Genomic DNA, 18,259 nt, shown 5'->3' with positions numbered 1-18,259 from the left:
GTATAGTAGAGATACAATAAATATTCGACAGAAATCTTCAATCCTCAAAAAGGGTGACGACAATGTATAAAGTTCTAGTTATTGAAGATGACGTCATGATGAGTGATATGCTGTCTATGTATTTATCAGAAGAAGGCTATTCTGTCATGCAAGCCTATAGGGCGGACGAGGGGCTAAGGCTCGCGTCAGAGTTTGCTCCTGATTTAGTGCTGCTTGATTTGATTTTGCCTGATTTGGACGGCATGGAAGTTTGTGCGCTCCTTCGAAAACGTTCTAACGTTCCAATTATGATCCTGTCTATGAAGAGTGAAGTGTCCGAACGGGTTCAAGCTTTGAAGGCCGGAGCAGATGATTACATGTGCAAGCCGTTCAGCATGCACGAAATGACCGCCAGGGTAGAAGCGTTAATTCGCCGCTCGAATACGATGCATACCGATTCGGTACAGCAGGTTGCTGCGGCCATCGAGACCGTCGACGATAGCAATGCTATTCAGCTTGACTTTGAGAGACGACTGCTGCTTGTGCGCGGCCAGCTCGTGGAGACTACTTTCTCGGAATATGAGCTTATGAAGCTTTTTCTAGCTTATCCGGGCAAGGTATTCAGTAGAGAAGAACTTATAAATACGATTCGCGGCTTTGATTCCTTTGTGACAGACCGTGCCATCGACGTACATATCGTCAACCTTCGCAAGAAAATCGAACAAAACCCGAAAGAGCCGCGGCTTATTCGTACGGTTTGGGGATTTGGCTACAAGTATACGGCTGAGCATACAAGCATAAGCCAGAGCTAATGACTTTTGATTTTATATCTTGTTCTCAGGGCCATTTCGCTAACGCGGAATGGTTCTTTTTTTGCTGTAAACAGTTAGGATCACTCCTGTTGGTGTTGAATTGTAAGGCTGCTGTCCCTTGTATTAAAATAACTAACATTCTTCTAAAGCTCTCTCTTTAATTTTTCTAATGATTGTATGTCAGAATAAGGATAACTAAGGGATGAGGACGGTGTTTATAAGACATGGATGCTTTGACCGGTTTGCCTTGCCGCAAAGAAGCTTTTGCACAGCTGGAGGTAGCCGTAAATGTTGTACGTGCGGCCGGTAAACGGATGGTAGTGGCGCTCGTTGATATTGATCGGTTTTATCGGGTGAACGAAGCATTGGGGACGGATTTCGGCAATGAGGTGCTATGTATCATGAGCAAGCGCCTAGCAGAGGCAAGGATGGTTTCTACCAGCGTGAGCCGAGTAGGAGGAAACCGTTTCCTGATCGCTATGCCCGTAGAACCGGAAGAGAACGGAGGCCTTCAGGCCGTGGAAGCGATTAAAAATGCGGTCGAGCGGCCAATTGATGTCGAAGGGACGGAGCTGTATCTCACATCAAGCATTGGCGCAACGCTATTTCCACAGGATGGCCGGACAAGCGAGCAGCTGATTACGCGTGCAGAATCAGCTTTATATCAATCCAAGTCGCAAGGCGGAAACCGGGCCCGATTTTATAATTTAGAGGATACGATCCAGCTCAACCGGAGGATTGATATCGAGGCGGCTTTGCGGCCAGCCTTGTATTTAAGGCAGTTTCGCCTCAGCTATCAGCCCATCTATCGGATGTCAGACGGGAAGTTAAGAGGATTTGAGGCGTTGATTCGATGGGAGCATCCTCAGCTTGGGGATATTTCGCCAACGGAATTTATACCTTTAGCCGAGCAAAACGGTTTGATTGTTCCTATAGGCGAATGGGTGCTTCGGGAAGCTTGCAAAATGCTCGCAGGCATGAGCAAATACGGCTTGTGCAGCTTAATTATGTCTATTAATATTTCGCCAATGCAGCTGCTGGATCCCACCTTTTCGCAGACCGTACTGAATGCGCTCAAGGATCATCATCTGCAACCGGACTCCTTTGAGCTTGAAATTACGGAGAACCACCTGCTCTACACCTCGGACACAGCGATTTCTACGCTTAGCTGGCTTCGGGCGACTGGTGTGCGCATTGCGCTTGATGATTTTGGGATTGGCTACTCCTCACTCGCCAACTTAAAGCAATTGCCGATCCAATGCTTAAAGATTGATAAATCTTTCGTGAAAAAAATTGATCTTCAAAGCGCGGAACGAATTATCGTCGAAGGCGTAATCAAGCTGGTGCACAAGCTTGGGCTTGAGGTGATCGCGGAGGGCGTCGAATATGCGGAGCAGTATGAACTGCTTTGTGAATGGGGCTGCAATTATGTGCAGGGCTTTCTTCTTGGCAAGCCGCAGGAGCCAGATGTTCTCGATCTCTCGATGATTCGTCGTTCAGAGGGGTAGAGTGGCAAGAAACGCTGACAAGGAAAGCCGAAATGCAAAAGACCTGAGGGGGCATTGGAGAAATGCGCCTTCAGGTCTTTTTTCTACTTCTACGTAGCGTTAACATACTTCAAGATAAAGCTTCGTGCCGTCGTTATATTGGAAAATAGCCACGTCGCGCACCATTTCAACCGATTTGATTCTTCTCCATTTTTTGCGGAAATCAAAATCCAATTCCAATTCGTACAATTTATGATTAAGCAGTTCTAAGGATGCTGATTGTTCGTTAGGATAGTAGACAGGGACGGAACGACTTTTGAAGGTAACGATTTTCATCATTTCCTATAACACCTCCGATCGATTTCCTCCATTCTATCGTATACCTTTTAGCCTCTTATGAAACTGTCATGAGGATTTTGTTTATTTTACTTACACTTTTCTAACAATTCGACATTTTTTGCAAATATCTAGGCGGCATACAGCGCACGTAAAACGTCCTCAAAGCTTTGGTTGCTCATAATCGGATAGATGATGGCAATAATCGCAAGGTGAAGCGGATAGAAGCTGCGCCAAACGATGCGGGGAACTTTTATTTTATCGGCGCTGCGCATGAAGTCGGGCATATACACGATAAGAATGGTAGCAAACAGGCTGAAGAGTTGAATGAACCAGCCCTTCACAAAAAAGCTTACCACGTTTAGCGTAAAGTGAAACAAGGTGAACCATTGCGCCTGCGCGTAACGGTAGACAAGCACAAGGAGCACGACATAAGCGCCATAGCTGAACGGCAATATTTCGAGCAGGCTTGCTGTGGCACCGGCTAATAGGATTTGCAGGGGAGGCTTATCGCCTAATTTATCAAGAAGGCGCAGAAGCAGCAGGCAAACGAGCAGAGAGCCTACCGTATTGACTTCAAGCCTGTGAAAGGCAAATTGATAAGGCAGCTGCGACAGGAGGGCGATGCCGGCCATTCTTCTCAGATACCGGTTGATATCGCTTGTTCGAGAATAGCCGATTACAATGGACAAAGCGTAGAATGGCAAAGCCAGACGCCCGATGATTCGCCAGACGGAGTTCTCCGGAAACCAAACGAGCCCCACATGGTCAATCAGCATCGTAAGCATAGCTAGAAATTGAATGGATTCCACCTACATTCTCTTGAAGTTATACCTTTTAGTATAAGCGATTCAAGAGATAAGGAACAGGAAGACCTCCAGCCCGCTCGGCGCGGCTAAGGAGGTCTTCGTTATGAATTATGGGCTTAGAGACCGGCATTTTTCTGCAACCGGCGGGCAATTTCCAAGAAATCCTCTTGCGAGATGCCGGGCGCAAACTCCTCGGGCAGCTCTCCCAAATCGGGCATCGGTGCTCCTTGCGGAGCGCCTTGGATGACTTCAAGCGGTGCTCCAGTGAGCGGGTTCTGGCCATTCCAAATGAGCACAACATCCTTGTAATCGTTCTGGCTGAACGTATAAAGCTTGTTGCCGAGCCCCATGGCTTCATATTTTCGCGCCGTCTCAAAGCTGTTATTGCTAAGATCGGGAATAGGAATCAGCCGTTTCACATCAACGCCTGTGGCGATCTCGAGCGCTTTGGCATAGGCAAGCACATGCACGCCGCCCCTAACCAGCAAATACCCGATCATTGCGCGTGCGGTAGGATGGTCGGTCATCTCATACACACGCATCTTATGCGTGCGCGCTCCACACTCCAGGAAAAAATTATGCAGCAGGTCAAGCACGAGATTGCCGCTGCTAAATACATTATCACCCGTCCATGCGCGGCCCATGGAGTCTCCGGGCAAAGAGGTTTGTGCCGTTTGGATAAAAAAGTAGCTGTTGCGCTTGTTCACACCCTCCCGCAGAGGAGTGGAATTGGGATCGCCAGCCGTTGTCGTGCCCGTGAGCACCATGTTGATGGCTGTCGAAACAAGCTCGACATGGCCAAATTCTTCTGCTGTTATGCTCGATACAAGATCGTAGAAAGGCTTAAGTTTTTTCTTTTCACGAAAGTTAAAGGATTGGTACATATAGTTGTTCAGGGTCGACATTTCCCCAAACTTCCCACCCAGCAGCTCCTGTACCGCTGCAGCAGCATTGGCATCCGCGTAAGGGGACGGCGGGAGCTCTATCTGAAGCCGGTTTATCCGTTCAATCACGAGCTTGCTCACCTCTTCTCTTCGACAGTTCCACTCACTCATATGTATGACAGCTCTCGCAGCCATAGACCGTCGATGTCAAAAGGGACAACCTCCTGTCGAATGGACAGACCGAATTAACTAGGTAGAGAGCAGCGTGATGACGAGCAGCTCGTAGAGGATAAGCGGCAGCACCGCATTATAGGAATTCATAAAGGCACGAGGATCACGCATCGTACATTGCAAATATAAGACGCAGTGATCGATATGCATAATTCTTCCTTCATAAATATGCCCGTCGACCATTTGGACGCAAACATACTTGTGCATATGCCCTCCGCACATGTTCATGACGCGGTCGCGTACCTCCATGACCATTGCCGTATGCTGCGGTTCCGCTTCATAGAGAACGGGTGCTGCTTTCTCCATGCCCATCGGACCCATGTTGGGAGCGTTCGCCATCCCTGCCATGTTTGGCATCATGCTGCCCATGTTGGGGCTGTTCGCCATCCCTGCCATGTTTGGCATGCTGCCCATGTTGGGGCTGTTCGCCATCCCTGCCATGTTTGGCATGCTGTTCATGTTGGGGCTGTTCGCCATCCCTGCCATGTTTGGCATGCTGCCCATGTTGGGGCCGTNGTTCGCCATCCCTGCCATGTTTGGCATGCTGCCCATGTTGGGGCCGTTCGCCATCCCTGCCATGTTTGGCATGCTGCCCATGTTGGGGCCGTTCGCCATTCCTGCCATGTTTGGCATGCCACCCATCTGACCCATGTTGGGAGCGGTACTCATGCCGGCTGTATTCGGCACATTGCCCATATTGCCGATATTGCCCATATTCGTCATATTTTCAGCCAAGCCCAAAACCTCCATTCGTATGGTATGTCATATAGGTATGCAGGCGGACAGCTGGTCATACGAAATTTGCAAAGGACAAATTCAACGTTTGGAGGGTAGCACTCGTCCACACGATTCTCTTAAATCTTCATAGAATAGAGTATGTTCGAGAGGGAGGGGGGATAGAAATGTCCGCCAAATTAAAACTTAACATCCGCAGTGTGAAATCTGCTCGCAAAACGGCAAGCCGTGCACGCATATCATCGGATTGCAAATGCAAAGACGATCACAAAAGCTGTGGCTGTCGCCGCAAAGAAGACCCAGCCGTTGAAGCGATGCAAGAGGCAGGAAAAGAGCTAAGCGACATTTTCAAGCAATTGAAGGATGAGAATACCGCTGCCAAATTGGTCAAAGCGATTCGTTGCCGCGATGCAAGAGCAGTTCAAAGCTTGCTCGATTGCAACTGTCGCGTCGTTTGCTTCTTCTGCACACGCGATAAGGATTGCGTAAGAATTTGCTGTTCTTTCGGTAGATCCAACGATGTAACAGTCACGTTTGATATTTGCGTAAGAAGAGTGCAGGATGAATGCCGTCGCAATTCTTGGTTCTAATGCAAGCAATAGCTCCGTTCTAAAGTTCGTTGGAGAAGAAGAGTAAGGGTAATGGGCTCGGAATAGGAACAGTAGCAGTGACAGGAATGGGAAGCAGGGACGAATCCTTGAGCAGTTAGGCTGCTTAGAGGGAACGTCCCTGTTTTTTTGTGAAGGGTCTGGCTTATCCTGCACTTTTGCAGTAACTTGCTCCTGATTGGAGGGTTTAAGGGGTCTATCCTGCAGATTTGCATTATTATTACTTGCTCAATATTGATTTCACGTGCTTTTGTGTTAGAGATATCAACTATGATGCTAATGTGCAGTATAGGCTAATTTTCAAGTGGAAAGCAGCCCATTTGCCTGCATAAGTGCAATATACATAGCACTGCAATAGCCAAAACGTAAAGAGAGGCGTGAAAAAGTGAAATACATATATCACTGCAAGAGCTAAAACATAAAGACAGGCGTGAAAAAGTGAAATACACATATCACTGCATGAGCAAAAGCGTAAGAAAGACGCAAAAGTGAAATACATATATCACTGCAAGAGCCAAAACATAAAGACAGGCGTGAAAAAGTGCAATATATATCACCGCAAGAGCGCAAATATGATGACAGACGTAAGAAAATGCAATTTACATATCGCGCATGAGCGAAAGCGTGAAGATAGACGCAAATCACCGCAGGTGCATCGGCGGCATAAGATAGGGAAATGAGAGGCGAGATAATCGCACAAGCAAGGAGGAAAACGGATGCCGCAAATACCTAATTTTCCGCAAGCTCTGCTGGATGAGCATCGTATTTGGCATCATACCAATCATTTGGTGCCGGGGACTGTGCCTCCTCCTGGTTATGGGGAGCGTTTTTTGCGATTTCATCGTGATTTTATCAATAGAGTGTACAGCTGGCATGATTCGATGGGTTACGATCGGAGCTGGATTGCGCCTTGGCCTCAGATTCCAGAGGGGATTAGACGATCCAACTGTTATAACCCGAGAGCCGAGCAGCGTGTGCAGAACAATCCACGCTCATTCGCGACTGCGGACCAGTTGGGCAGCTTTATTGAAACCAATTTGCATGGCTGCTTCCATGAGATGGGAGCGCGGCTGTTCAATCAGCCAGAGCTAAACGATTTTGATCTTGCGCCGCGCCATACCGAGTTTTATAACATCCATGGCCTAATTGACCAGTGGTATACGAACTGGGAACGTGCATGGGGCGTGCGTACGCAAGCAAGCAAAAACGCTGCAGGCGTCAAGTACAGCCATGCAGCGCCCGAAGTACGCTCGTATAATAAGAAAAGTCGCGCGGCACGAACTGGCTTGCCTGAACCGAGCGCTGAACCTGTGCCAGCGATCCGTCCTGTCCGGACAGCTCGACGCCAGTCGCCTGCACCGAGGCTAAAGAGCCCTCGAACAACGCAATCAACTCATCCAGATCAGTCTCGTAAACGCCGGCCACTTCTTCAGGCTGCAGCCGCAGTGAAGTCAAAGGAACCTCGCTTACGAGGCCAAATACGTCGCTGACCTCGCGGTCAATGAAGAGCATGCCATTGACTTCGCCGCTGACGTCCTCGCGAATTTGCGCGAGCGGGATAAGCTGCTCGAAAGTGGCGGTAAGCCCCAGCTCCTCTTCAAGCTCGCGCATAGCTTCGCGAATCGTTTCTCCCGCGGCCAAATGGCCGGCAGCGGTAATGTCAAAGCAGCCGGGATTCGTATCCTTGCCGGCTTGTCTCAGTTGGAAACGCACGAACCTGCGGTTCTCTTCTCGCCGCGTCAGCCAGCAATGAAAGGTGCGGTGCCAATAGCCCTTGGCATGCGTCTCCGCGCGGGTTGCGGTGCCCAGCGGGCGGAGCTGCTCGTCGTAGATGTCGAACAGCTCATCAGCCATGCGCTGCTGCCTCTAGCTGGGACGTGCAGTGCTTGCAGCGCGAAGCCTTGATCGGCACCTTGGACAAGCAGTACGGGCAATCCTTCTCGGTCGCTTCTACAGGAGCGGTTTCTTTCTTCTCGTTGCGGCGTAAAACGTTAATTACTTTAACAAGCAAGAAGATACAGAATGCCACAATTAGAAAATCTAACATAACATTAATAAATTGGCCGTAATTAATGTATGGGGCTGTCAGTGGATCTTTTAGTTCGTTTATTTGTGCTTTGGTGTAAAGAGGAATCTTTAGATCTTTAAAGTCTACACCGCCTAAAATTCTCCCAATCGGAGGCATAATAATGTCATTAACGAGCGAAGTGACGATTTTGCCGAACGCTCCCCCGATAATAACCCCGACCGCGAGGTCAATGACATTGCCCTTCATGGCAAACTCTTTAAATTCCTTAATGATCTTCATTGGTTCTCCTCCTATTAACAATTGCCATTCTATCATAATAGCCGAAGTTGAAGAGAAGAGAAATACCTTGCGTGTTTCTGACAAAAAGCAGCAAAATTTCGAATGTTAGGAGAGGATTTTTTTAATAATTGTCGAATTTTACTATCTGGAAGTAAATTTATGGATATTTAAGGAGTCTTATGACCCATCCTTTGATTAGCGGAAATCCCTATTATCTCATTCTGTCGATTATTATTATGTGTTTTGCTTCGTATACGATGCTCAATATGATTGAACAGCTCCAGCCAAAACAAAGGGCATACGGATTTAATTGGGTGATTGGCGGAGCGTCCGTTTTTGGATTAGGCTTATGGACGATGCACGTTGTGTCGCTGCTGGCTTCCAATTACCGTTTGGCTATGAATTGGAGCATGTTGGTCATTTTGGTAGTGTGTGCAATTACGGTCTACGCCGCACTGGTTGTGCTTAAGAACCGGGAGCTTAAGCGGGGACGCTTCTTGATCAGTGCGTTATTAATGGCACTCGGTGCTACGATGCTGCAGTACATGTCCATGCTTTCGGAAACGGTTATTTTATTAAAAATGAACTGGCTGCTCTTCTGGCTATCTTATGGAGTGAGCTTTGCAGGCGCGTATTTGGCTTTCTCCTGGCTAGAGGGAAAGTCGCCCAGTTACAAGTTTAAAAGCTGTTTGTCGCTTGGCCTCTCGAATATGGTCATGCATCAAATTGGACTGCATGCGCTGCAGGTTGATTATATGGAAGTACTATCAACGGATTTGCTGAATGAGTATTTGCTGATGCTTGGTTTTTTGCTTGGCTTGTCGACTTTGATTATTCTCAGCTTTAGCCTGACGACTTGGCTTGCTGCCAGCAAATATAATCAAATGGATGAGCGGTACAAGCTGCTTGTCGAAAATTCCATGGATACGATTGCGTTGATCAACGATGGGCATTGGGAGTTTATGAATAGGGCAGGCCAGCGGATGTTTGAAGTGCAATCGGATAAAGAAATTATGGGAACGAACCTTTATGCGCTGCTGGACAAAAAATATCATCGTGAAATGGCGGATTGGCTTGAAGAAGGGCAGACTGGCGAGTCTGTTTCGGCGAAGCCGATCGAGCTGCAATGGATGTCGGTGCAGGGCAGGCCGCTTCATACGGAGATGGTGAGGGCCAGTTCCTCGTTCTCAGGCAAAAAGATTGTACAGGTCATCATTCGGGATATTTCTGAACGCAAGAAGAACGAGGAGCTGCTCATTAATTCGGAAAAGCTTTACGTCGCCGGCCAGTTAGCTGCAGGCATCGCTCATGAGATCCGTAATCCGCTCACCTCGCTGAAAGGGTTTTTGCAACTGATCGCTTCCGGCAGAGGGAATGGCAACAATTTCTATGACATTATGAAATCAGAGCTGGAGCGAATTGAATCGATCGTCAGTGAATTACTGATGCTGTCCAAGCCGCAGGTGTACGAATGCGTGTATAAGGATTCACGTCAAATTATGGAGGAAACGGTCAACCTTCTGGAGACCCAGGCTATTTTGCATAATGTGATGATTGAATACCAAGCGGATGTCCGGCCGCTTTGGGTATTTGGCGTAGAGAATCAACTGAAGCAGGTTTTTATTAATTTGCTCAAAAATGCGATTGAAGCGATGCAGGCTGGAGGCGTGGTAAGCATTACGATGTCTCTGGAAGAGGAAGAGAACGTAATCGTGAGGATCAAGGACGAAGGCTCGGGCATTGCGAAAGAGCAGTTGGCGAAGATTGGCCAGCCTTTCTATACGACCAAGGATAAAGGGACGGGGCTTGGCTTAATGGTTACGTATAAAATCATCGATAATCACCATGGCCAAATTATGGCCGAGAGCGAAGTCGAGGTCGGAACCACCTTCATTATCAAGCTGCCTTATCAGAAACGGGAGGTTGAGCCCGATCCAGAAAAACAAAAAATTGAAATTGAAACCTAAGACAGCAGGCCTCGTAATATGCTTATGCAATAAGGGTTCAAGATCATTGGAGTGGAGGTCATGTTGATGTTCAATCGGTTTTTGGCCAGTATCGGGATCGGCTCCGCCAAGATTGATACGCTGCTGGAGAAGGCACGGTATTCACCTGGCGAAGAGGTTAGGGGCGTTGTGAAGATTCAAGGCGGCAGCGTGGAGCAAAAAATTGAAACCATTCAGCTATCGGTCATGACAGAATATATAAGAGAAAGCAACGATAATAAGATCAAGCAGCATGGCGAGGTCGGGCGTTACCAGGTTAGCGCGCCGTTCACGCTTCAGTCGGGAGAGAGCCGCGAGGTGCCGTTTTCCTTCCGGCTGCCGCACCAAACGCCGCTGACGATCGGACGCGCACCCGTATGGGTAAAGACGGAGCTTGACGTTCGGGGTGGAATCGATCCCGGGGACAATGACCGGATAGACGTTATTCCGACAGCTGCGATGAATACGGTATTGGAGGCGCTCGGAGTGATTGGGTTCCGCTTGCGCAAGGCGGAATGCGAATATTCGTCACGGCTAGGCGGCAAAATGCCTTTTATCCAAGAGCTCGAATTCGTGCCGACGACGCAGTTCCGCGCGCAGCTTGACGAGCTGGAAGTGATGTTTTACCCTTCGGACCATGAGCTTGAGCTGGTTCTGCAAATTGACCGCCGCGCACGCGGGTTGTCCAGTTTTTTTGCAGAGGCCATGAATATGGATGAGTCGTTCGTTCGCACTCGCTTCACGAATGACCAACTGGCAGCCGGTCCGCAAGTGATTGCAAGGCAATTGACGGACATTATTTCGCGTTACGTGTAGTAGGGGATATCGCGCATGAACCTGGAGCTGCTCTTGCGAGAGCAGCTCCAGGTTTTTTTGCTTTCGAAAGCCTATGTTTCTTGCAGGAGTCAGCAGGGGTACAAATGAGGAATAGCGCTTAATCGGAAAGCCTTCAGATGGAGAGGGTTTAACGGTAGTGATTGAAATGGTTTTTTCGGTATAATAGCTGGAGGAGGGGATTGACGTTGGCTGAACCGCTTAAGGTGATGTATGATGGATTATTTTTGGAACGATTTGCTGGCTTGGTCAAAACGGCGTGGCCTCCTTTCAAGGAAGCGGCCTTTGTGGAGCGCGTGAGGGACGACAGCTGGGAGCAGCTTGAGCTGAAAGCGCGGGCCCGCAAAATTACGATAGCGCTCGGTGCAGAGCTGCCGGAGGCCTATGAAGACGCATTGGGTGTTTTATATCAAATAGATGAACAGTGCCGAGGACTGCCTTATATTTTCTTTCCCGACTTCGTTGAGGTATTCGGAATGACGCCGCAGCGCTGGCAGCTTTCTATGGCGGCGCTTGAGCGCTTTACGGAGCGCTCAACCTCGGAATTCGCGATAAGGGCATTTATATTAACCGATCCGGAGCGGATGGCTGCGCATATGCTGGCCTGGACAAGCCATCCGAATGAGCATGTCAGGCGGCTGGCGAGCGAAGGCATTAGGCCCCGTCTGCCGTGGGCGCAGGCGCTTCCCATGTTCAAGCGTGATCCCGCGCCTATTATTCCGATTCTCGAGCAGCTGAAGGCAGATCCTTCGCTTTACGTGCGCAAGAGCGTGGCGAATAATCTGAATGATATCGCAAAGGATCATCCGGAGCTGGTGATTCAGCTTGCAAGGGCTTGGCATGGCAAGGACGCTCACACGGACTGGATCATTCGTCACGGCTGCCGGACCTTGATTAAGCAAGCCCATCCGCAAATTATGGCCTTGTTTGGTTATTCTGAGCATGAGGACGATCCGGAGGGCGGCAGTGCACTCGTAGCTGTAGCAGAGCTTGAGGTTCAGCCTAGTACGGTACCGATTGGAGGAGAAGCGGAGCTGCAGTATGTTGTGAAGCTGCGTGAGGGCGAACCGGCCAAGCTGCGGATTGAATACGGGATTGACTTCGTGAAGTCCAGCGGCAAAACGGCGATCAAACGCTTTCTGTTGTCGGACCGGGAATATGCTGGGGGAGCGGTAGCGAAGGGAACGCGTGCCCATCGATTCGCCGACCTGACGACGCGCAAGCATTATAGCGGTCTTCACCGCATGAGCTTATGGGTGAACGGGAGAGAAGTGGCCGCCGCTGAGCTTCTCGTGACGGAGGCTGACCCGACATGACCATCGGCGCGAGAGTGCTAAAAACGGGAATGGCAGTAGCCTTCGCGATTTATTTAAGCAGCTTATTCGGCTTTGCCTCGCCGCTTATCGCGGCAGTGGCAGCTATTTTTACGATACAACCATCGATTTACCGTTCGTGGCAGCGCGTGGCGGACCAGGTGCAGACGAATATACTGGGCGCTATCTTTGCCATTATTGCGGTGCGGCTGTTCGGACATACGCCAATTGCTGTAGGGCTCGTTTGTATTCTAGTTATTCTAATCAGCATACGTCTGAAAATGGAGACGACCATCAGCCTGACGCTCGTAACCGTCGTCGCGATCATGGAAGCGAACGGCCAAGGCTGGGATGTCGCCATTGAGCGACTGTTGATGGTGCTTACGGGAATCGGCTCTTCCTTTGCCGTGAACGTGCTCGTCTTCCCGCCGCGCCCAAGGCGCCAGTTCACCGAACAAGTGCACCAGGCGTATACCCAGCTCTCGCTGCTGCTGCGGACCGCTGTCTCCAATGAAATGAAGGAGCAGATCTTCCGCCAAGAGAAGGATAAGCTGCACGGAACGCTGCGCAAGCTGGAGGATCGTTATGCTGTCTTCGAGGAGGAGCGCAAGGTGCTTGCCCGAACAAAGACGAGCCATGCCAGGCAGCTGCTGGTCTCCAAGCAAATGATCAAGACGCTGCAGAAAGGGGCTGACCTTCTCGATGTGGTGGAGGAGCATTATTTTGCCTCGCCCAGCGCCGGAGAGTGGGCGCTTCGATTCGATCGGCAAATAGAGGATTTATCCAAGTACCATGAGCAAATTTTGTTGAAGGCGGAAGACAAAATGAAGCCGAATGCGCTGATCGAGCCAGAGGAGGAGCGGGAAGCGCGCTTTGTGAAAGAGCTGACCGAATACATATTGGACGATCCGGATGAGCATAAGCGGCTGGTATTTGTCGCATCGGGCTTGTTCGAATATGCTTATCATTTGCGGCGGTTGGAGAAGCTGCTTGATCAGGTTCAGCAGCGCGAGGAAAACGCCAAGCGGGGCGAAGAAGAACCGGAAGAAGAAAAGCAGAAGCGGGCTTGATGCGAAAAAAGCTAAAGCATCTGAAAAAAACAGCAGGCGCAGCGATAGGATTATCCGCTGCGGCCTGCTGTTTTTTTAAAACTGCCTTGTAAGCTGACGTTTATTGATCGTCGTCGTTTTTGTTGCTGCCCTCATGACGGCGGGGATGCTGCATATGGGCTTCAGGGTCGTTATCATCATCATGCGGAACAAGTCTTGGATCGGTATGTCCCTGATGGTGATTGTTGAAAAAAAGCTCGACCAGCTGCCACTCCGTTGTTCCGAGCATAGGATCCGCTGGAAAAACATCGCCACGCTCCAATTGCTCCTCGCGTCCCCACTCATTGCGGTAGGTGCCCTTTACCTCGACCGGCTCCCCTGATAGGGGATTCATCTCATGATGATTAGATGAATTGCTCATTATACGCTCACCCAACCTTCCTATGCTTATAATCCGTGCTTGGGCACGGCTGCGCGGTCTGCATCAGATTGCAGCTCGCTCGCTGATTCCTTGCTGGCTAGATTGCGGTCTGCTCTAGATTGCGCCTTGCTGGCGGCTTTCTGTTGATCGGATGGCTGTTTGCCTGACATGCGGTCACCCTCCTGTGGTTTTTAACGTTCTTCGCAAGAAGATCCTCCGTTAGTGTGCCACGAAGGAAGAAATGTATGAGTTCAGGAAAACAAAAACGGCGCTAAATGCGCCGCCACACTGGCAAATTGGAGGAAGGCTGCCGTCAAAGTGCCTCCGCTAGCTATTCAATTGATAACGGGATTCAAGGCGCTTGCCCCCGAACCACATGACCAGTACCGCAGTAACCGAGACAAAGATCCGCCATGGCTCATTGACCAGGTTGCCAATATCGAAGCTGATTAATGAGATGCAAAAAATCATGACCGCTTTTCCGAGCAAAGTAGCCAGCAAAAACGTAGGAAATGGAACCTTGCTTAGGCCCGAAACGACAGTGATGACAATGGAAGGCGTGAATGGGAAGCAAGCGAGCAGGAACAGGGGCGTAAAACCTCTTTTCTCCACCCAGTTAAAAAATCGCTCCGACTTCGGAAACCGTCGCTCCAGCCGGCCTTTCACATTGCGTCCTAGCGTCCGGCTTATCCAAAAAACCGATACGGCTCCTGCCGTAACGCCAATCCAAGAGAAAAGAAACCCAAATCCAAGCCCGTAAATATTGGCATTAGCCGCAATGATTAGAATTAACGGGAGGAAGGGCAGAAAGGATTCAATCATCGGAAGGAGAATGCCCGGGAAGGGCCCCCACTGGGAGTAGCTCTCCAGCGTCCACTGTATCGAATCCAGGTCCAAATGTTTTATGTATTCCAGCCAATTACGCCAATCGTCCATCGCTTTAACCCCGTTCTACTTGTTTGTATCTTTTTCATTTGCTTGAAACACCCGATTCGGGAGCCAAAAATAAAACAGTCCAATGAGTCCGAAGAGGACAGCACTAACCCAGAAAACGGCGGATTCGCCTCTCCAAGCCGCAATAAGGCCGCCTGCAACGGGCCCAATCATAACCCCGATGCCTTCAAAGGTGGATAAAATTCCCCAGCCCAGCCCCTCCTGCTTCGGAGGGACATACGTGGCGAGCAGCGCATTCCAAGCAGGCAATATAGCCGAATAAGACAAGCCGAGAGCTGCTGCTATAAGTAAACAATACCAGAACGTCAGACCAGAGGCCAGCATGTAGAGGCCAAGCGCAAATATCGTAAAACCTGCGACTAAAAACCATTTTTTTCCGCTTAGTTTATCCGAGAGCCGCCCCATGGGCATAAGCCCGGCAGCTGCACAGACTCCCCCGGCGGTAAGGAGAATGGAGTATTGCGTACCGGATAGGCCAAGCTCTTGATTTGCGAAGCCAGGCAGAATCGGAACGAGCATGCTGGCTCCTGTCGTTTGCAGGATCATGCCGGGAAGCAGGAGCTTCATGCGGCCAAGCCGTTCCTTTAAGATAGCCAGCTGCATGCGCAGAGGAATTCGATTTGGCGTCATTGCCCTTTCTTTGCTCATAAATAGCGTGAGCAAGCATGCGGCTGCGGACATGCTGACAAGCAGCTTGTACGTAAACGATACGTTGTAATCGAGCAAAATATTACAAACAATCGGGCCGCTTCCAAGGCCAACCATCCAGATCGTATAGAGGAATCCCATCTGGGTGGCGCGCTTCTCCTCGGTTACTCTAGTCAAGCAGACGATCCAAATCGGAGACATGCCTATTCCATATAATGCAGCTGCGCTTATGAACACCCAAGGCAGCTCCGCAAATTGCAGCAAATACACGCCAGCCAGCGAAACTATAAGCCCGGCTTGCACGACGATACGAACCGAGAAGCGGTCCAATAAATAGCCAATCGCCATTTTGAGCAGCGTATCGGTTATGTAATGGGCTGAAATAGCGGCTCCAATAACATCGGGAGCAAGCCCAAGCGTCTTGGCGCCATAGATCGGCAGCAAGCTGACGAGCACTGCTCCCCGTACGAACTCCACAACGAATAAAATAACGGAGATGAGTCGCATCTCCGCTCCAAACCAAACGCTCTGATTTGTACGCACAGATAAGCCCTTCTCCCTTATAAAGTCGCTGTATTTTCCATTATACGCAAATTGGATAGCATATCCAAAACAATGCTCTCCGCCGCTGATTGCGAGACCTGAAGCTGCTTCATGGATAGTCTGCTAACAGTAAGACGAAGCGGATCGTGTACAAGTTTCAAAATATTTTCTGCCAGCTCGTTTGGGTCTTGGGACAGTACGGCCGCCCCTTTTGATGCAAGATACAGCGCATTTTGTTTTTCTTGCCCTGGAACAGGCTTATAGATGAAAATGGGCAATCCCGCTGCTATTCCTTCGGAGAGCGTAACGCCTCCAGGCTTGGTGACCAAGCAATCGGATAGTGCCATCAGTTCGTGAATGGATTCCACATAACCATACACCTGTAGACGCGAAGCTTCGGGATGATGTCGAAATTGGTGCTGGATGGCTTCTTTCATGGGAAGATTTCGGCCGCATACGAGTGCGATCTGAATACTGTCATCTTGAAGGAGCAGGCTGCAGATGTGTGATACATCAGGCATGACCCCCTGGGCCCCTGTCATAATGAGGACGACGGGACGGTCAGGGCGCAAATTGTAGAGATCATATAACGGATAGGATGCCTCTGTGGCGACAAAACCCCGCTTGAGAGGGATTCCGCTCACTTGAATTGCAGAATTCGGTATACCAAGAAGGGTCAGCTCCTTCTTCAAATCCTCAGTAGCTACATAATAACGGTCAATGCTTGGATGGACCCAGCGGCGATGAAGATCGAAATCGGTAATGACGGCATAGGAGGGTGGATAAGGGTTCTTTCGCTGCCCCGGCTCCCCCAGTGCGAAGCATGGAAAGGTATGCATGATGATATCAGGCTTTTCCATGGTCAGGATGCGTCTGATTTTGTCTTTTCCGAAGGAGTGGAGCAAGCCGCCAAACCAGGAGTCATGCTTCATCAGCCTAGTGAAATCGTACATCCAGCCGTAGAGCGAGGGCATGTGCGTATAGCTCTTTAAGTAAAAGCGACGGGTCATTTCATTCAGCCAAGGGTGCGATTCAGCCATCAGGTCGACCATGACCGTACGATGATTGCCAAGCTCTTCCCATGCGCTCTTGATGGCGCGGGCGGCTTGCAGGTGCCCTTCTCCGTAGGACGCGTACAAAATAAGCAGTTTTGGCTGTAAAGGGTTATCATCATGAATCATATACACACCTCCTGCCGTTAGTGTAGCGAATAATTGTTTTGCGATGATGAACGCGGTTTGGTTACTTTGTGTAATTTTTGTATAATGGATACGTAATCCATCCTATTTCAAAAATTGAAGGAGCGATGATGAACATGCAATATACGAAGTTGGGTAGATCGGGTTTAAGGGTAAGTCGATTGTGCTTGGGCACTATGAATTTCGGAGTGGACACCGATGAGAAGGAATCCTTTCGCATACTAGACGCTGCACTTGATGCTGGCATTAATTTTATTGATACTGCAAATATATACGGTTGGGGAGAGAATGCAGGCCGTACGGAAGAAATCATCGGAAAATGGTTTAAGCAAGGCGATGGACGACGTGAGCGCACCGTGCTGGCGACGAAAGTTTACGGCGATATGAGCGACGCGCACGACGGACCGAACCGCGAGGCAGGCTTGTCTGCCTATAAGATCCGCAGACATCTGGAAGGATCGCTTAGACGTCTTCAGACAGACCATATCGAGCTTTATCAAATGCATCACGTGGACCGCAGCGTAAACTGGAGCGAGCTATGGGGCGCATTCGAAACGGCAGCATCCCAAGGCAAGATCGGCTACATAGGTTCAAGCAACTTTGCCGGCTGGGATATCGCGGTAGCGCAGGGAGAAGCGAAGGCAAGAGGCTCCATTGGCCTTGTGTCGGAGCAGCACAAATACAATTTGCTTTGCCGTCTTCCTGAGCTTGAGGTATTGCCGGCATCACAAGCCTTGGGGCTCGGTGTTATCCCTTGGAGTCCGCTAGATGGAGGCCTGCTTGCAGGCAATCATCGCCGCAAGGATGGCGGGCGCCGCAGCGGCGATTCGAAACGTCTGGAGCAGCATCGAGACAAGCTCGATGCCTTTGCGGCTTTTTGTGATGAGCTAGGCGAGCCGGAGGATTTGGTTTCTCTCGCGTGGCTGCTAGCCAATCCGGCCGTTACGGCTCCGATTATTGGCGTGCGTACACTCGATCAGTTCGAGCGATCCCTGCGCGCGGTGGAAATTACGCTGGATGAGTCCGCGCTTAAGCGCATCGATGAAATATTCCCTGGCCCAGGCGGGGACGCCCCTCGCGCGTACGCTTGGTAAAAAACAAATCGCCCCGTTTCCATTGCTGGA

Annotated in this window: 18 protein-coding genes; 8 read left to right on the top strand and 10 right to left on the bottom strand. The window is 49.9% G+C overall.

The genetic code is table 11. From position 1 onward, the window contains the following. The first annotated feature begins 62 nt into the window (after window positions 1-62). Together FJQ58_RS01845 and FJQ58_RS01840 are read left to right on the top strand one after the other, a co-directional pair. Window positions 63-791 carry a response regulator transcription factor gene (locus FJQ58_RS01845; protein ID WP_139990748.1) on the top strand — a complete coding sequence of 243 codons (729 nt, stop codon included), beginning with the start codon at window positions 63-65 and terminating at the stop codon, window positions 789-791. Window positions 792-1,015: 224 nt separating this feature from the next. Then, window positions 1,016-2,299 (top strand): putative bifunctional diguanylate cyclase/phosphodiesterase, encoded by a 1,284-nt coding sequence (locus FJQ58_RS01840; RefSeq protein WP_139990747.1) that lies wholly within the window; start codon window positions 1,016-1,018, stop codon window positions 2,297-2,299. 99 nt (window positions 2,300-2,398) lie between these two features. On the opposite strand, the gene FJQ58_RS01835 is transcribed toward FJQ58_RS01840, so the two are convergent. The 3 genes from FJQ58_RS01835 to FJQ58_RS01825 all read right to left on the bottom strand — a co-directional run bounded on the left by FJQ58_RS01835 (window position 2,399) and on the right by FJQ58_RS01825 (window position 4,436). Continuing rightward, window positions 2,399-2,617 carry a hypothetical protein gene (locus FJQ58_RS01835; protein ID WP_076337062.1) on the bottom strand — a complete coding sequence of 73 codons (219 nt, stop codon included), beginning with the start codon at window positions 2,615-2,617 and terminating at the stop codon, window positions 2,399-2,401. 128 nt (window positions 2,618-2,745) lie between these two features. Further along, on the bottom strand, window positions 2,746-3,426 hold the full coding sequence (locus FJQ58_RS01830) for a TraX family protein (RefSeq protein WP_238403721.1): 681 nt from the start codon (window positions 3,424-3,426) through the stop codon (window positions 2,746-2,748). 113 nt (window positions 3,427-3,539) lie between these two features. Next, window positions 3,540-4,436 (bottom strand): manganese catalase family protein, encoded by an 897-nt coding sequence (locus tag FJQ58_RS01825; RefSeq protein ID WP_139990746.1) that lies wholly within the window; start codon window positions 4,434-4,436, stop codon window positions 3,540-3,542. Between the two features lie 1,004 nt (window positions 4,437-5,440). On the opposite strand from FJQ58_RS01825, the gene FJQ58_RS01815 reads away from it, so the two are divergent. Then, entirely contained in the window at window positions 5,441-5,863 is a 423-nt protein-coding gene (locus FJQ58_RS01815) for a hypothetical protein (protein WP_139990744.1), read from the top strand. Window positions 5,864-7,099: 1,236 nt separating this feature from the next. On the opposite strand, the gene FJQ58_RS01810 is transcribed toward FJQ58_RS01815, so the two are convergent. Continuing rightward, window positions 7,100-7,735 (bottom strand): NUDIX hydrolase, encoded by a 636-nt coding sequence (locus tag FJQ58_RS01810; protein ID WP_139990743.1) that lies wholly within the window; start codon window positions 7,733-7,735, stop codon window positions 7,100-7,102. Continuing rightward, complete coding sequence (gene mscL / locus FJQ58_RS01805) at window positions 7,728-8,189, bottom strand: large-conductance mechanosensitive channel protein MscL (RefSeq protein WP_139990742.1); 462 nt, start codon at window positions 8,187-8,189, stop codon at window positions 7,728-7,730. Before mscL ends, FJQ58_RS01810 begins: the two co-directional genes overlap by 8 nt. Window positions 8,190-8,368: 179 nt before the next feature. Between mscL and FJQ58_RS01800 the strand changes: the two genes are divergently transcribed. The 4 genes from FJQ58_RS01800 to FJQ58_RS01785 all read left to right on the top strand — a co-directional run bounded on the left by FJQ58_RS01800 (window position 8,369) and on the right by FJQ58_RS01785 (window position 13,391). After that, window positions 8,369-10,156, top strand: a complete 1,788-nt coding sequence (locus FJQ58_RS01800; RefSeq protein WP_139990741.1) for an ATP-binding protein — start codon at window positions 8,369-8,371, stop codon at window positions 10,154-10,156. Window positions 10,157-10,222: 66 nt separating this feature from the next. Continuing rightward, a complete protein-coding gene (locus FJQ58_RS01795) occupies window positions 10,223-10,990 on the top strand; it encodes a sporulation protein (RefSeq protein WP_202915191.1) in 768 nt (255 codons plus the stop codon). A 206-nt stretch (window positions 10,991-11,196) separates the two neighbouring features. Beyond that, window positions 11,197-12,324 (top strand): DNA alkylation repair protein, encoded by a 1,128-nt coding sequence (locus FJQ58_RS01790; RefSeq protein WP_139990739.1) that lies wholly within the window; start codon window positions 11,197-11,199, stop codon window positions 12,322-12,324. Beyond that, complete coding sequence (locus FJQ58_RS01785) at window positions 12,321-13,391, top strand: FUSC family protein (RefSeq protein WP_139990738.1); 1,071 nt, start codon at window positions 12,321-12,323, stop codon at window positions 13,389-13,391. The genes FJQ58_RS01790 and FJQ58_RS01785 overlap by 4 nt, the downstream gene beginning before the upstream one ends. A 100-nt stretch (window positions 13,392-13,491) precedes the next feature. Here the strand turns inward: FJQ58_RS01785 and FJQ58_RS01780 are convergent, their stop codons facing one another. The 5 genes from FJQ58_RS01780 to FJQ58_RS01765 all read right to left on the bottom strand — a co-directional run bounded on the left by FJQ58_RS01780 (window position 13,492) and on the right by FJQ58_RS01765 (window position 17,117). After that, window positions 13,492-13,791 (bottom strand): transposase, encoded by a 300-nt coding sequence (locus FJQ58_RS01780; RefSeq protein WP_139990737.1) that lies wholly within the window; start codon window positions 13,789-13,791, stop codon window positions 13,492-13,494. A 26-nt stretch (window positions 13,792-13,817) separates the two neighbouring features. Continuing rightward, window positions 13,818-13,961, bottom strand: a complete 144-nt coding sequence (locus tag FJQ58_RS32490; RefSeq protein WP_175598055.1) for a hypothetical protein — start codon at window positions 13,959-13,961, stop codon at window positions 13,818-13,820. 157 nt (window positions 13,962-14,118) lie between these two features. Further along, window positions 14,119-14,727: a TVP38/TMEM64 family protein gene (locus FJQ58_RS01775; RefSeq protein ID WP_139990736.1), complete on the bottom strand. Its 609-nt coding sequence runs from the start codon at window positions 14,725-14,727 to the stop codon at window positions 14,119-14,121. 15 nt (window positions 14,728-14,742) lie between these two features. Beyond that, window positions 14,743-15,936, bottom strand: coding sequence for an MFS transporter (locus FJQ58_RS01770; RefSeq protein WP_238403719.1), 1,194 nt, complete (start codon window positions 15,934-15,936; stop codon window positions 14,743-14,745). Window positions 15,937-15,953: 17 nt separating this feature from the next. Continuing rightward, a complete protein-coding gene (locus FJQ58_RS01765) occupies window positions 15,954-17,117 on the bottom strand; it encodes an MGDG synthase family glycosyltransferase (RefSeq protein ID WP_139990735.1) in 1,164 nt (387 codons plus the stop codon). 134 nt (window positions 17,118-17,251) lie between these two features. Here FJQ58_RS01765 and FJQ58_RS01760 point away from each other — a divergent pair, with 134 nt between their 5' ends. Next, window positions 17,252-18,229, top strand: a complete 978-nt coding sequence (locus FJQ58_RS01760; RefSeq protein ID WP_139990734.1) for an aldo/keto reductase — start codon at window positions 17,252-17,254, stop codon at window positions 18,227-18,229. Window positions 18,230-18,259: the final 30 nt, after the last annotated feature.

Source organism: Paenibacillus paridis (assembly GCF_006345825.1).
GTDB classification, from domain to species: Bacteria; Bacillota; Bacilli; order Paenibacillales; family Paenibacillaceae; genus Pristimantibacillus; species Pristimantibacillus paridis.
This window is presented reverse-complemented; position numbering and strand designations above follow the sequence as displayed.

Bases quoted from the DNA above. Each gene is read 5' to 3' on its own strand.
- FJQ58_RS01845 (WP_139990748.1), top strand. From the start codon at position 63: ATGTATAAAGTTCTAGTTATTGAAGATGACGTCATGATGAGTGATATG.
- FJQ58_RS01840 (WP_139990747.1), top strand. From the start codon at position 1,016: ATGGATGCTTTGACCGGTTTGCCTTGCCGCAAAGAAGCTTTTGCACAG.
- FJQ58_RS01835 (WP_076337062.1), bottom strand. From the start codon at position 2,617: ATGATGAAAATCGTTACCTTCAAAAGTCGTTCCGTCCCTGTCTACTAT.
- FJQ58_RS01815 (WP_139990744.1), top strand. From the start codon at position 5,441: ATGTCCGCCAAATTAAAACTTAACATCCGCAGTGTGAAATCTGCTCGC.
- FJQ58_RS01810 (WP_139990743.1), bottom strand. From the start codon at position 7,735: ATGGCTGATGAGCTGTTCGACATCTACGACGAGCAGCTCCGCCCGCTG.
- mscL (WP_139990742.1), bottom strand. From the start codon at position 8,189: ATGAAGATCATTAAGGAATTTAAAGAGTTTGCCATGAAGGGCAATGTC.
- FJQ58_RS01800 (WP_139990741.1), top strand. From the start codon at position 8,369: ATGACCCATCCTTTGATTAGCGGAAATCCCTATTATCTCATTCTGTCG.
- FJQ58_RS01795 (WP_202915191.1), top strand. From the start codon at position 10,223: ATGTTCAATCGGTTTTTGGCCAGTATCGGGATCGGCTCCGCCAAGATT.
- FJQ58_RS01785 (WP_139990738.1), top strand. From the start codon at position 12,321: ATGACCATCGGCGCGAGAGTGCTAAAAACGGGAATGGCAGTAGCCTTC.
- FJQ58_RS01780 (WP_139990737.1), bottom strand. From the start codon at position 13,791: ATGAGCAATTCATCTAATCATCATGAGATGAATCCCCTATCAGGGGAG.
- FJQ58_RS32490 (WP_175598055.1), bottom strand. From the start codon at position 13,961: ATGTCAGGCAAACAGCCATCCGATCAACAGAAAGCCGCCAGCAAGGCG.
- FJQ58_RS01775 (WP_139990736.1), bottom strand. From the start codon at position 14,727: ATGGACGATTGGCGTAATTGGCTGGAATACATAAAACATTTGGACCTG.
- FJQ58_RS01765 (WP_139990735.1), bottom strand. From the start codon at position 17,117: ATGATTCATGATGATAACCCTTTACAGCCAAAACTGCTTATTTTGTAC.
- FJQ58_RS01760 (WP_139990734.1), top strand. From the start codon at position 17,252: ATGCAATATACGAAGTTGGGTAGATCGGGTTTAAGGGTAAGTCGATTG.